Source organism: Treponema sp. OMZ 838 (genome assembly GCF_000775995.1).
Lineage (GTDB): Bacteria > Spirochaetota > Spirochaetia > Treponematales > Treponemataceae > Treponema.
This window is the reverse complement of record NZ_CP009227.1, coordinates 1,490,707-1,504,486: the sequence shown is the minus strand read 5'-3', so window position 1 is coordinate 1,504,486 and position 13,780 is coordinate 1,490,707. Positions and strand designations below refer to the sequence as shown.

Annotated in this window: 10 protein-coding genes; 2 read left to right on the top strand and 8 right to left on the bottom strand. The window is 46.9% G+C overall.

Annotated elements, in window-relative coordinates; translation table 11 throughout:
- Positions 1-11: 11 nt before the first annotated feature.
- The 5 genes from QI63_RS06715 to QI63_RS06695 form a co-directional block, all read right to left on the bottom strand.
- Positions 12-887 (bottom strand): AEC family transporter, encoded by an 876-nt coding sequence (locus QI63_RS06715; RefSeq protein WP_044014967.1) that lies wholly within the window; start codon positions 885-887, stop codon positions 12-14.
- A gap of 284 nt (positions 888-1,171) precedes the next feature.
- Positions 1,172-1,471, bottom strand: coding sequence for an acylphosphatase (locus QI63_RS06710; protein ID WP_044014966.1), 300 nt, complete (start codon positions 1,469-1,471; stop codon positions 1,172-1,174).
- A 49-nt stretch (positions 1,472-1,520) separates the two neighbouring features.
- Complete coding sequence (locus QI63_RS06705) at positions 1,521-2,315, bottom strand: histidinol-phosphatase (RefSeq protein WP_044014962.1); 795 nt, start codon at positions 2,313-2,315, stop codon at positions 1,521-1,523.
- Positions 2,316-2,528: 213 nt separating this feature from the next.
- Positions 2,529-4,172 (bottom strand): hypothetical protein, encoded by a 1,644-nt coding sequence (locus tag QI63_RS06700; protein WP_044014960.1) that lies wholly within the window; start codon positions 4,170-4,172, stop codon positions 2,529-2,531.
- Between the two features lie 80 nt (positions 4,173-4,252).
- Positions 4,253-5,113, bottom strand: coding sequence for a flagellin N-terminal helical domain-containing protein (locus QI63_RS06695; RefSeq protein WP_044014958.1), 861 nt, complete (start codon positions 5,111-5,113; stop codon positions 4,253-4,255).
- A 326-nt stretch (positions 5,114-5,439) separates the two neighbouring features.
- Here QI63_RS06695 and QI63_RS06690 point away from each other — a divergent pair, with 326 nt between their 5' ends.
- Positions 5,440-7,872 (top strand): endonuclease MutS2, encoded by a 2,433-nt coding sequence (locus QI63_RS06690; RefSeq protein ID WP_044014956.1) that lies wholly within the window; start codon positions 5,440-5,442, stop codon positions 7,870-7,872.
- A 71-nt stretch (positions 7,873-7,943) separates the two neighbouring features.
- Here QI63_RS06690 and QI63_RS06685 read toward each other — a convergent pair whose 3' ends face one another.
- Positions 7,944-9,116, bottom strand: coding sequence for an HD-GYP domain-containing protein (locus QI63_RS06685; protein WP_044014954.1), 1,173 nt, complete (start codon positions 9,114-9,116; stop codon positions 7,944-7,946).
- Positions 9,117-9,195: 79 nt separating this feature from the next.
- Between QI63_RS06685 and QI63_RS06680 the strand changes: the two genes are divergently transcribed.
- Positions 9,196-10,044, top strand: coding sequence for a hypothetical protein (locus tag QI63_RS06680; protein WP_044014952.1), 849 nt, complete (start codon positions 9,196-9,198; stop codon positions 10,042-10,044).
- A 35-nt stretch (positions 10,045-10,079) separates the two neighbouring features.
- Here the strand turns inward: QI63_RS06680 and QI63_RS06675 are convergent, their stop codons facing one another.
- Both QI63_RS06675 and mutL read right to left on the bottom strand, forming a co-directional pair.
- Positions 10,080-11,630, bottom strand: a complete 1,551-nt coding sequence (locus QI63_RS06675) for a helicase HerA-like domain-containing protein (RefSeq protein ID WP_044014950.1) — start codon at positions 11,628-11,630, stop codon at positions 10,080-10,082.
- 144 nt (positions 11,631-11,774) lie between these two features.
- Positions 11,775-13,778 (bottom strand): DNA mismatch repair endonuclease MutL, encoded by a 2,004-nt coding sequence (mutL, locus tag QI63_RS06670; protein WP_044014948.1) that lies wholly within the window; start codon positions 13,776-13,778, stop codon positions 11,775-11,777.
- Between the last annotated feature and the right edge of the window lie 2 nt (positions 13,779-13,780).

Sequence of the window (13,780 nt, the reverse complement as noted above, 5' to 3'; positions counted from 1 at the left end):
TTCTGCGGGGTTTAAAACAGCAGTTTTGTTACCACAATATATAAAGCGATAAGAATTAAACTCAAAAGAGTACCGCAAGCGGTAAGCCCCGCAGACTTTCCAGTACGACAGTAATGTGTTTCCAATACGATAATATTGGCAGCCGGAGGCATAATACAGATTATATATAGTGCGGATTTATTCCCAGTTACCAGTTCCAGTTTAAACATACCTGCAATATAAATAAACAAAGTTAGAAAGAAGCCGACTATTATTGCCCTTAGTAACGCCCAACGCAGCGCAGCTTTAAAATCTTTACGGCAAAGTTTTATATGAGCCAGCCACATTCCGAGTACCCCCATACCTAAGAAAGTCAGTAACCATTTTACCATTCGATATACCGGTGGGAGATACTGCCGAAAGACATCACCGAAAGGAATACAGGCGACACCGATAATAAGCGCTGCCACTGGGGGGGACTGTAATGTCCGTTTTATGTCGATCTTTACAGCACCATTATTGATCAACATACCCGCGCCAATGGAATTACCAAAAAGAGAGTTGCCGATATACAACGAAAGGACAGCCATTGCTGCACTGTCACCCCACACAGCAGTAACAACCGGCAGAGCAAGCCATCCGATATTTAAATAGAAAAAACATAAACGTTCGACAGCATCGGAAGTAAAGAGTCGGCTCAAAAGCATCATTGCAGTCAGCATAACTATCATAGCGGTAATAATAAAAAACAAATCGCTGTGAAACGTTGCAATGTTATAAATAATCACCATTGGAATAACCAATCTCGTTAAAAGATACGATGTCTGATTTTTTATATCGATCGGCGTTTTCCCAACAAGAAAACCGAACCCGAGATACAAAAACGGAAGCACTATTTTAACAACCATTATGTTCTCCTCAGTAGATGCATCATTAAAAGTGTACACGGATGTACATTCCCGAACAATGGCATCCATGCCGCTCCTAAAAAGCCTTTTGAACAGTTGTACGTCCTTGTCCGTTCTAATACGTTGAGCATTTGCGGTAGCGGCACACGGATATAGCTTTCCGTTAGCCTTTTGAAAATAGATGGTACAGATACAAGGCGCGAGCACAAATTAACCGCAGGCGTATCTTTGATACGTTGAGGATTAATTTGTGCGTAGCAACGAAGTAGATGTGCCATATATTTTCAAAAGAGGACGCTAAAAGATTCCAAACCTTGATATTGCGCCGCTGTAACGGTAAAGTTGGAAATATACGCGCGGGGATGACTGTGCTGCACTGCATTGAAAAATTCATAGAGCGCGGCGCCGTCTCCTTCCGCAAATATCTCCACTGAATAGTCGGGACAGTTCCGTACCCAGCCGGTAATGCCGAATTCCCGTGCAACCTGTACCGTCCAATAACGGAAGCCCACGCCCTGCACCCGTCCTTCCACAACGGCACGAGCGGCTTTCCGTTCGGCAGTATGCGGCGTATCCTTACGCATCGTATATCCTCAAAAATATGACCTCTTTCAACATACGTGTGAACCAATCCTACTTATGTGCAAAGCCCAGCGCTTCCGCCGCATCGATTATCGGTATGCCGAGGTCTTCCGCATATTCGATACCGTTCTGCACTCCTGCCAAAACCTGTTCTATTTGATGCGCATCGGCATTGCAGATAATACGGGCATTTTTTTGCGCTGCACGTTTCCAAAACGCCGCTACGGGATATTGATAGTCCTCACCGTAATCCCGCCGCACCTTCGATTTAATCAGCCCGTAGCCGTTGATTTCAAGAGGCATTCCCAAATCATTTGCAGCATCGATGAGCGCATCGACACAGGCAAGACAGTCCGCATCGATAGACCGGATGCTGCTCAAAAACAAATCGGGATGAGCTAAAAACGCATAGAGCCCCGACTTCATCCCTTCAATCGTAAAATCGATATAGGTATGCAGCAAACGTCTTTCGGTAACGGTCGCAATATATTCAAGTCCGCCGTGCAGCGGAAACCAGTGTGAACCGAATACCAAATAGTCTGCTCCATAGCGGCCGATTAACTCATCCTTAAACCAGTTGTGATGTTGCGGCGACCATTCACATTCAAACCCGAAGTACACGGGAAAATCGGCTTCCTTTTTTGCGTCTTCAACGAGGCGCTTATACAACGGGATATCAGCCGCTGCCATCCGGCAATAGAGCCACATGTCGTCGTGTGGATAAGGACAATGGTCGGAAAACCCGAGCGCAGAGCAACCGACAGCTGCGGCCTGCCGTACATAATCAACCGGAGTACCCTCAGCGTGTTTGCACAGATACGTATGAGTATGAAAATTACTGAGCATAAAAAAAGTATAGCGGTAAGCCCCTCAAATGTCAAACTTCCGCCGGGTAAACGTATCAGAGCGCAGGGTAAACATATCAGAAAGTGTATTTATATTCCCCGCAGAATTATAGTCTGTCCGCCCAGAGTTTCGCCGCTATGCGGCTCAAATGGTCACCCAACCTATAATTCTGCGGAACTTGATCTATTTTATCTGATACGATTGTCCTGTGCATCAGAGGTTTTCTTTAGCCCAAAGGCGAATAATCGGTTCGAGGCTGTCGATGCGGAATCCTTGCTCAAACACATCGGCCTGTTCTTTACTGCCCTGCCATTGCTGATAGGGATTGTCGTAATTGGTTTCTAAAAATTGATAAATGATATTTTCGGCGTTGTTTTGTTCGCTGCCGAAGAACGATAATTTTTGTACTGTTGAGTGTTGGAGAATTGTACGGATTGCCGATCGGACTTCTTTGAAGAAGAGATCGCGGTAGACACCGTAGCTTTTGCCCGTTACTTTTTTTACCGTTTCGGCGATGGAGGCCGGCAGACCTTTAGGCTCATTGATGGGATATATTTGAACGGAAGCCGATGCTTTTTCAGCGACTGTTTGTTCCTGAGCGGTTTTTCCGGATTCCGGTATTGAAGCTGCTGAAACCGGTTTTGTACTCTTGCTTGATTCGGGCGCTGTCGCTGTGTTTTTTTGCAATACTCTTTTCGCAGACGGAGACGGCATTGCAGCTCCGGACACCGAAACGGAATTAACCTGAACATTTTTTTTCGTCTCTTTTTTCTTACGTGTGGAAACAGTCTCCTTTTCCGCTTTGTTCGTTTTTTGAACCACTGCTTTTTCAGTCTGTTTTTTTGACCGTTTTACAGCCTTTGCTTTTTTTACAGCCGGTACGGGCAATCCTTTAACCTGCGAAGGCGGAGACGAAGGATCCAGATTAAGCTTTAACTGCTTCCAGGCTCGTTGTAAGTACAAATCCCCGGAGATACTGTAATAGTATCCCTGTGCTACATTCGCGAGTACCGCATGGAGCAGTTCCTCATCTTTCCAATTACGCACTCTGCCTACTTTTACCGCATGGAAAATCGCATAATGATTAGTGCCGTACTTTCTGCTGTACAAAAGCAGTATATTTTCAAAAGCACCGTCGGCATAGCGATTCCAATATTTCATAGTATAGGCAAGTACTTTATCCTCGATACGGATTATGGATGAAGGAATGGTAATTGAAGCAACCTGCTCTTTTGTGAATACAATTTTTGAAAAATCGACAACGGAAGCCTTTTCTTTATGAAGTGCTCTCCGTGTTTTCTCTTGAACGTTTTTCCGATCCTGTTCTTCACGGTATTCCCGCACAGAAGAAAGCGTATCGGTAATATACATGCGGATAATATCAGCAGCTTGCCGCATATCGGCGGCATGGTATTTAAGCTTTTCGGCATACCGCGTATATTTTTCAGTAAAACTAATAGCGGCAAATCGATTCGGAGAAATAGCATTAATGACTTTTTCGCATACTTTAATAATCGTATATACCTTTGCACGCTTTAACGGAGCAATAGTGTCTGCAAAGAAAATGATAACTTTTTTGACCTGAACAACAGTCCGATCCGCGAGCTGAACAAGCGAATCGGTAAGCAAAATATGGAATCGATAATCGCGCTTTCGGTAATAGGTCATCAACTGTACCCGCATCTTATTATCAGGATATCGATGTATCAACTTTGTATTATAGAGCCGCAATGCCTCCGCTTGTCTATTCAAAGAACGAAATTCAAAATAGCGTTCAATGTCAGGGTCTTCTGTAAGACTGAGCTGAGGAAATTCTTGCTTTAATATATAAATATCCAGTTCGGTAAGTTGTCGCATACTATATAACGGAATCGATTATAATAAAAAAAAGGTTGCATCCCTAGTAGGAGGCAACCTTTTCCGTCACTCTCTAATGCTTAGCGCAACAGAGACATCACGCTTTGTGTCTGCTGGTTTGCTTGTGCAAGCATTGCCATACCGGACTGCGTCAGGATCTGGTTTCTGGTGAATTCTACCATCTCCTTAGCCATGTCGACATCACGTATGCGTGATTCCGAGGCTTGGAGGTTTTCCGCTGCAACATTGATACCGACAACACTCATCTCGAGTCTGTTCTGGTATGCACCGAGATCAGCCCGCTGTTTGTTGATCTTCTTGATGGCTTCATCAATGGTACCGATTGCACGGTTTGCTGTTTCAGGCGTATCGATTGTAAGAATCGATTCGTCACCAACGTCGCGAACACCGAGTGCTTTAGCGGTCATTGTACCGACATATGCACGTATGCGCTGATCCATGTTGGCACCGATATGGAACCACATAGAGGCGGTAACGGTGTTTTCTCCTGTTTCACGAGCGAAACGGCCGGTAAGCAGATTCATACCGTTGAACTGTGCGTGACTTGCAATCCGGTCAACTTCAGCAACAAGCTGAGATACTTCAACCTGGATGTACAAGCGGTCTTCGGCGCTGTAAATACCGTTCGAAGACTGAACGCTTAATTCACGGATGCGCTGCATAACATCAGTTGTTTCCTGCAAGAACGCTTCGGTAACTTGAATAAAAGAAATGCCGTCTTGAGCGTTGGCACTTGCTCTGTTCAAGCCGCGGATTTGGCTTCGCATTTTCTCGGAAACTGCTAAGCCGGAAGCATCATCCCCTGCACGATTGATGCGTAAACCGGATGAAAGTTTTTCTATGTTTTTCTGAGTGGAAACGTTGGTTTGACCAACTGTTCTCTGTGCAAACATAGCGCTCATGTTGTGATTAATGATCATATTGCTACTCCTTCGGCGATTTTTGACGAGTTTTTTACCTTACGGCGTCCGTCACGGCATCCCTGCCGATATGTCAATAATTATTTTCCAGATCCTCTGCTATCCGACACAGAAGAACGTAACACAATGAAGGGTGCACAACCTTTTCACTGTGCTTATTACATATATCGGAGTTATTGAAAAACACTTAAGGAGAAAAAATAAAAAATATGCAGGTTATCGGGATGTTATTTGTAAATCACCATATCGGAAAGCACTATCGATAAATAGTAAAAACTGATAAACTATTCGTTATTTATAACGGTAGTGAATAAGTAAGGAATGTAATGACACCGCATACATTAGAAGTTTTAGAATTTTTCCGCATTGCGGAGATTATCGCAGGTTACTGCAAATCTGAGGAAGCACGAGAACGCTGTCTACAAAAACGGCCGCTGCAAGATGCGGCGGAGATTACCGCAGCAAAGGAGCTGGGACGGGATATCCTCTCGTTTTTACAGGCTGATGAACCGCTACCGATTAGAAACCTCCCGCCGCTCGATTCCGTGTTAAAGCAGCTGCATACCGTCGGTGTTTGCCTTACCGTAGAGGAACTCTACGCGGCGGGGCTTTTGGCGCTGCAAGTCGGTGAATTGAAGGCATGGGCTATAAAGCAAAAGCAGACGGACAGTACCGCGTGTACACTCATCGAATCGATACCGCCGCTTCCGCAAACCGAACAGGCGGTGTTTTCGTTTATCGACAAGAACGGCGCGCTGCGCGACATCCCCTCGCTGACGGCTATCCGAAAAAAGATGCAGCGTATTGAAGCCGATATCGAAAAAACAATGCGGAGCTACTGCACCGACGAGTCTACCAAGGGAATGCTGCAAACGCCTACACCCGTGCTGCGGAACGGTAGGCAGGTTATCGCTGTGCGTTCCAACTTTAAGGGGCGGATTAAGGGCATTATCCACGAATACTCCCAGTCGGGGCAAAGCTTCTACCTTGAACCTGAAAGCATTGTACTGCGCAATAACGAATTGATGCGGGCGCAGGCTGAGTATGAACAGGAGCTGCACCGCCTGTTGGTGAGCATCAGCGCAAAGCTCGCGGAGGAAGCGGAGGCGCTTGAGCAAGCATACGAGCTCGTGTTAGAGCTGGACTGTGCCGCCGCCGCCGCCCGCTGGGCATATACGGAAAACGGTGTTTTTGTACCCGACACGGGGAACGCTCAATACTTTTATTTACAGGCAGCGCGGCATCCCCTGCTCGGCGCGGCAGCGGTTCCTATCGACCTAAAACTGGCGGCGGAAGATCGGATACTGATTATCACCGGGCCAAACACCGGCGGTAAAACAGTCAGCTTAAAAACCGCCGCCCTCTTTGTGCTGTTAAACCAAACAGGCTGGCCGGTACTCGCCGGAGAAGAAACGCGCCTACCGGTGTTCCGCTATGTCGGCTGCGCTATCGGAGATGAGCAGTCGCTCGACCGCTCGCTTTCGACCTTTTCCGCCTATATGCGCACTGTCGGAGAGCTTTTGGAAGCAGCCGATGAGGAAAGCCTTATCCTCCTCGACGAACTCGGCAGCGGTACCGACCCTCAAGAGGGCGGCGCGCTCGCTATGGCGATTTTGGATGAGCTGTTTGCCCGCCGCTCGCGGGTCTTTGTAACGAGTCATCACGGTGTGCTGAAAAACTATGCATACCGGAAAAGCGGCTGCGTAAATGCCTCCGTATCCTTTGACGAGGCAACGCTGCGCCCTTCATACCGGATACTGATGGGCATACCCGGTGAAAGCCGCGCCGTCGATATTGCAGAAAAAAACGGATTAAGCCCCGACGTTATCCGCGCCGCCCGTGCGTATATGGCGGACAGTTCCGCCGATGCCGCCGCCCTCATCAAGGGGCTGATGGAAAAGCATGAGCAGCTTGCGGTCTTTGAACGGGAAAAGGACGAGACGGAAAAAGCATTACGGGAAAAACAGCGCCGCTTCGATTTAAACGCGCTCAAGCTCCGTCAAAAGGAGCAAGTTCTCCGCTCGCAGGGATATAAACGCTTGAACGATTTATTCGAGCAAAAACGCAACGAAATAGAAAACCTCGTGCGGGAAATTCAAGAAGGGGAGCTGACGCACGAAAAAACAAGTAAGCTCAAGCAGTTCTTTGCCGATTTCGGACAAACGCTTGCAGAAGAGCAAACGGATATCCGCAATGAACAGGAGGAGCTTTCCGCCCTACAGCAGGCGCTTCGAAATCGTGAGCAGGATCAAGCACACGGAAAACCGGCAAACGGTATGTCTGCAACCGGCGCTCCGGTAAGCGAAATACTGACCGAAGGTATGGAAGTACTTATCCCTCACCTGCACCGGCGCGGCGTCATTATCCGGAAAGAAAAAAAGAACTGGCTAGTGGCGGTCGATACCGTTAAAATGACATTCCCCGCCGATAAACTCGAACCGCTCAACTTGTCCGGCACCGCACCGTTGCGCACGCCGCAGGTTGTGGTAGAAGCGGAGCTGCATAAGGAAAGCCGCCCGGAGCTTGAACTGCGCTTACTGGGCATGCGGCTGGACGAAGCGGAAAAACACCTGCAAAATCAACTCGATCTTGCTTTGATGCATAATATGCAGGAATTTTCGATTGTACATGGGAAAGGAAACGGCGTGTTGCAAACAATGGTTCAAGAAAAACTCGCCGCGGCTCCGTATGTCGCGGAATTTTTCTTTGCCCGCCCCGAACATGGCGGTACCGGCAAGACTATTGTACGCCTACGGTAGTATGCAGCGCATCTGTAGCGTTTTGTTAATTTACAATACGGATGATGTATAGCCCATGATAGCTGCCGAAGCTACGCCTTCTTCTTTCCTTTGCTGAGAGCGGCAACCCATTCCTCTTTACGTGCCGGACGCATGATACGGATACCGTCCATTGCAGTACGGATGGCTTCCGAAAAAGCCGTTTTTGCAGACCTATCAATAACACGTACAACGGGAAAACGAGGATCCTCCGAATTATTGTCGATTACTTGTGCAACGGTATTATTTGAAAGATACACAAAGCTGCCGATCGGGAAAAACGACAGCGCATTCAAGAGCGCTTTGAGTACCTCTTCATCATATTGCGAAGGTTCCCGGCGCAAAACATTCAATAACCCCGTTGCAGGATCATCAGCTTTCTTATACTTGCGCTCCCCGGTCATCGCTTCATAAGAACAGACAACCGCCAGAATCTTTCCGTAAAGAGAAATTTTTTCACCGGTCAGCTTTTGAGGGTATCCCGTACCGTTTTCCCGCTCGTGATGATCAAGCGTACCGAGACAAACCGGCAGCGGAAATTTGGCTTTCTTTAATATTTTACAGGAAAGCACCGGATGCACATGGAGATACTTTTTTTCCTCATCTGACAGTTCGGCTGCTCTGGAATAAATATCTTCGGAAATATGAATAAGGCCTATCTCATGCAGCAAAGCAGTGGTTGCCAATTCTACCAGCTGATGATTTTGCATTTTAAGTTCCATACCGACTACGATAGCAAAAACTGCCGACCGAATCGAATGGGTAACAAGAAAATTATCTACGTTATACGGCATAATCGATTGCAAAATAAGTACTGCCTGCCGGTTTTCTTGTACAAAAGTACAGAATTCCTTCATTTTGGCAATGACACTTTCGGTATTGAGCGCCTGCCTATTACGATAGGCTCCATACACTTCGTCAGCAAAGGCATAGAATCTTTGATAGGTCTTTTCTACTAACTCGCCCGAAAGTTTTGGTTCGGTTAGGACTTGACCTGTGCCGGCCGCATCATTTTTTTCTTCGCCCTCATTTTCTTTTTTTTGAGGATTCGCTTCGGTGACGGTTCCTTTTGTATAGAGAAGCGTAAACTGCCATTCGGAAAGAAGTCTTTTTAATTCATCCGTAAAACAACTTTCTCTTGTAAATAACAAAAACTTTTTATCAATGTACACATCCTCCGTAAAATATACGGGGGTTTTCAGCTCTAAAAGTTTCAATGTATTCACTTAAATACGCTCCTGTAGTACACTGAAAGTGTAACCAAAAGATTTACACTATCTATTTATAGATTATAGGAGATTTTGAATGAAATTAAAAGTGCTTATTATTATCTTTAATGCCGTTCTGTTAACTATCTTCTTTACAGTGCTTTCTTTTTCATTCTTTACCGCCGGTACTGAATTTATCGGCAGCTTTTTCAAAAACTACTGGATATTCGTCCTTTTTTTTATGATTCTCTTTCTGGGAATGAATATATTCTTTATCAGCAACTGGAAACTCATAACAACTCTTGAAGCTGAAGATTGGCCCGCACTTTCACTCTATTTAGAGACGGAAATTTTTGAAAAACATCATCTTACCGCTAAAAAAGTACGGATACTGTGTGAAATCAGTATTTTATTGGGCGATTTTGAAATATTAAAACGGCTTGAACGTGTACTCGAAGAATATAAACCTGAATATATTAGAACTTTTGCTTCCCGTTTTGCGGCAGCCAAACTGCTTTCAAACGATTATCAAGGACTTGCCGATTTTATGACTCGTATTGCCGAACGGCCTCATAAAACCTCCCCGTGGATATCGTTCTATGAGGCATTCTCGGCACAGATGCTAAAACGCTACCGCGAGGCAGCAGAGAAATTCTCACACCTGCTGGAAACCGAACAAGAACCGTTTGTTCGATTACTCGGCGTTTATTTTATGGCATGCGGATTATATCATTACATTGATGTGCACAAAGACGAGGCAGATAAAAGGATCGAAGAAGAAAAACGGAAATTAAAAAAACATTCATTGCAGTACTGGAAAAAACATGCGCAAAAAGAAAAACAAAATATTCATGTACTCGTCCTCACAAAAGCAATCGATGATGCACTGATATGGCTTTTTAAAGAAGATGAACTATCGGGGCAAACACCTCAGACGGTTTCTTAACAGCTTGATATATTTGCCCGTCCCTGTATCACTGCTCAACTGCGGAGCATTTTTTTAACGGAGCCGAAAACACCGCGGGTAATTTCCCGTCCGACTGAGCGGGTGATGCTATCAACCAAAATTCTCCCCAACCGGTCTGTGGTGCTTTGATTTTTTCGTTTTGCAGCTTCTTCCAGCCTTAACTTTGCCGCTTCTGCCCTTGCTTTGGCGTTTTCGGCTCGTATAAGCGCCGCTTCTTCTTTTGCCTTTGCTGCGTTTTCTTTTGCAAGTTGCTTTTCTTCGGCTTGACGTGTCGCGGCTTCGGCTTGTTCGCTAAACTGTTTGGTAAGAATCTCGTAAGCGGATTCCCGATCGACCGGATCCTTGTATTTATATAAAAGAGGAGACTCTTCGACCAGCGCTGTGATTTTAGCACTGTCGATTACGCCCATTTTACTGTGAGGAGGAACAATCATTGTCCGCTGCGTTATAGAAGGGCTGCCGTCCTGCTGCAAAACGGAAACGAGGGCTTCGCCGGTTTTAAGCTGCGTGATAACTTGAGCGGTGTCGAACGCAGGATTGACGCGGAAGGTCTCGGCTGCAAGGCGTATGGCTTTTGCGTCCTTAGGGGTAAACGCCCTCAACGCATGTTGAATCTTATTTCCCAGCTGACCAAGGATGTCTTCGGGAATATCGGCGGGATTTTGAGTAACGAAAAAAACCGCAACGCCCTTCGACCGGATTAAACGCATAATTTGTTCAATCTTTTGAAGCAATATCTTTGAACCGTTATCAAACAACAAGTGAGCTTCATCAAAGAAAAAGACGATTTTCGGTTTTTCTGCATCGCCGATTTCCGGGAGGTTTTCGTAAAGCTCGGATAAGAACCATAGCAAAAAGGTTGAATACAGCATGGGCTTTTGGTACAGTTTGACGGCATTTAATATATTGATATATCCGCGTCCCTCGGATGTTTGCTTAAAAAAATCATTGATGTCTAAAGCCGGTTCTCCGAAAAAATTATCCGCTCCTTCATTTTCGAGCGTTAAAAGATTCCGCTGAATTGCTCCTACCGAGGTGTCGGAGATATTACCGTATTTTAATTTTAAATCCTGCTTATTTTCACTAATATAATGGAGCATCGCTTTCAGATCCTTTAAATCCAAAAGCAATAGCCCGTCCTCATCCGCGACACGGAATGCGATATTCAATACGCCGGTTTGCACTTCGTTAAGGTCTAAAAGGCGAGAAAGCAACAGCGGTCCCATTTCGGAAATCGTAGTGCGTATGGGGTGTCCCGTTTCTTGCAAGATACTCCATATCCGTACGGGATAACTTTTAAATTCAAAGTTTGAAATATGTAAGAGACTGAGCCGCTCTTGCAGTTTAACGCTCGATTCGCCTTTTTCGGCAAAACCGCACAGGTCGCCTTTCACATCCGGTAAAAACACCGGCACGCCTAAATCGCTGAATGCTTCCGCAATTACTTTGAGCGTAACGGTCTTTCCGGTACCGGTAGCCCCCGTAATAAGTCCGTGTCTATTCGCCCTCATCGGTAAAAGTTCAACCGCAGTTTCGCCGCGGCCTAAAAAAATTGCTTCGCTCATAATGCTTCCTTTAATCGTAATATAGAAAAAGAATCGGGACTTCTTCATAACCTTAGTTTTAGAGATTTCCTTAAAATTTAATCAGCCTGTAAAATTTTTTAGCGAAAAATACAAGAAAGGTCAATGCCGGCGAGGATTTCTACTCTACGTTCGCTTAACTCGTTTAAAGAGTTCTTCGCGGGTAAGCACAATCCAGATTGGGCGGCCGTGCGGACAGATGGGTTCGGGAAGTTCAAAGGCTTGCGCCGCAATGTGCTGCTGGGTTACGGGGTCGAGGATGGCATGATCCTTGCAGGCAGCACGGCAGGCGGCTGAGGCTAAAATCTGATAGAGAATGTCTCCGGCATTTTTACGGACGCCGGTGATGTCGCGGATAAGATCGCGCTCCGTGCCTGTCCACCGTGCCGGTACGGCGGTTACCTGCCATACGCCTGCACCTTCATCGGAGAGGGCAAAGCCCGCCTTACAGAGTAGCTCCTGATGTGTTTTGATAAACGCATCGTCTTCTTCCGATGAGGTGATAATGCGGTAGGGGATTAACAGCTCCTGTACGCCGCCGATATTATGCCGCAGCTGCTCAAAGATAATCCGCTCGTGGGCAGCATGTTGGTCAATTAAATACAGCGCCTCGTTTTTTTCTACTGCGATAAAGGTACCGGCGACCTGTCCGAGCAGCTTAAAATCAGCCGGAGGAAGATCCGGCGGCGGCTGTAGATACGCTGCCGTACCCGTAGCCGCAGGCGGTGGAATAATGCGTTCCCCTACTGAATAAGGAACTGCTGCTGTCGCCGCTATTTGGCGGAATGCGCTGCCATATCCGCTTTGTGCAGAACCGTACTCCGCTTGAGTGCCGGACACCTCGTAGTTGTATCCGTCAGGCAGTACACCGGTATCGTTTCCGTACTCCTTTCCATATCGGTCATACTCATCGGCTGCTGTACCGACGGCTGAGTTACCGCTTTTACCGTCTCCATACTGACCGGCTGCCGTGCCGGAGTGCGATGACTGTGGGTATGCTCCTGCCGGGGAACCGTGCTGAAAATCCAGAGGGCGGGTAAGGCTGGGGTCATACTTTTCTTTTAAGAGACTTGCAACGGTATGCTGCCGGTAAAAGGAGCCGACGGCGCTGCTGACGGCGTGGTGGATAGCGCCGTAATCCTGAAAGCGTGCTTCTTTTTTTGCGGGGTGAATGTTAAAGTCCACACGGGAAGGCTCTACCGTTAAAAATAAAAACGCAACGGGATGTCCGCCGTTGGGGAAATAGCCTTCGCTGCCGTACTCGATTGCCTGCGTAAGTCCAAACTCGGTAATCCTTCTACCGTTGACAAATACCATGATAGCGCGTTTATCGCTTCGGACAACATCCGGGCTGCCGAGCACAATACGGAACGAGAAATGCTCACCGCTTCCTTCAATTTCAAAAAAGAGCGCTTCGGGTTCTTTAAACGAAAAAGCGGCGAGGCAACGTTCCCGCAGCGACTCTGTAGGAGGAAGCAGAAAGCGAAGCTCGCCATCCGTGATAAAGCGCATTTCGGTACGGTAATGCGGCAGAGCTTTGTCGAGAAAGATTATTCTACACAGCGCAGTCTCGGCAGCCGCCCGCTTTAAAAACTGCTTGCGGGCAGGAAAGTTTTCAAAGAGGTTTTCTACCTGCACCACAGTACCGGCATTTAGACGAGCCGGAAGTATCTTCCCTAGCTGCAATTTCCATGCGGCGGGTCCGCTCCTCGTTGAGGTAATTTCAAGATCGCTGACCGCTTTAATAGAAGAAAGAGCTTCGCCGCGGAAACCGAGACTGTGCAGGGAGAGTAAATCTTCCGCTGTAGAAATCTTACTCGTCGTGTGAGTGTCCGTGCAGATTGCGAGGTCTTCGCGGCTCATACCGCAACCGTTATCCGTCACCCGAATGCGGTCGATACCGCCGCCTGAGATTTCCACTTGCACCTTTGAAGCGCCTGCATCGATTGCATTATCTAAAAGCTCGCGGATAACGGCTGCAGGACGATCAATAACCTCGCCGGCCGCAATTTTCCGTGCCGTTTCCGCATCAAGCGCTTTTATCGGCTTGTACACAGCGGTGGAATCGACAGCCGTATCAGTATGAAAAGAAACTTGAGATATTTCAGGTGATTGAGACGAGGTATCCATCG

Bases quoted from the DNA above. Each gene is read 5' to 3' on its own strand.
- QI63_RS06715 (WP_044014967.1), bottom strand. From the start codon at position 887: ATGGTTGTTAAAATAGTGCTTCCGTTTTTGTATCTCGGGTTCGGTTTT.
- QI63_RS06680 (WP_044014952.1), top strand. From the start codon at position 9,196: ATGAAATTAAAAGTGCTTATTATTATCTTTAATGCCGTTCTGTTAACT.
- QI63_RS06690 (WP_044014956.1), top strand. From the start codon at position 5,440: ATGACACCGCATACATTAGAAGTTTTAGAATTTTTCCGCATTGCGGAG.
- QI63_RS06675 (WP_044014950.1), bottom strand. From the start codon at position 11,630: ATGAGCGAAGCAATTTTTTTAGGCCGCGGCGAAACTGCGGTTGAACTT.
- QI63_RS06710 (WP_044014966.1), bottom strand. From the start codon at position 1,471: ATGCGTAAGGATACGCCGCATACTGCCGAACGGAAAGCCGCTCGTGCC.
- QI63_RS06705 (WP_044014962.1), bottom strand. From the start codon at position 2,315: ATGCTCAGTAATTTTCATACTCATACGTATCTGTGCAAACACGCTGAG.
- mutL (WP_044014948.1), bottom strand. From the start codon at position 13,778: ATGGATACCTCGTCTCAATCACCTGAAATATCTCAAGTTTCTTTTCAT.
- QI63_RS06700 (WP_044014960.1), bottom strand. From the start codon at position 4,172: ATGCGACAACTTACCGAACTGGATATTTATATATTAAAGCAAGAATTT.
- QI63_RS06695 (WP_044014958.1), bottom strand. From the start codon at position 5,113: ATGATCATTAATCACAACATGAGCGCTATGTTTGCACAGAGAACAGTT.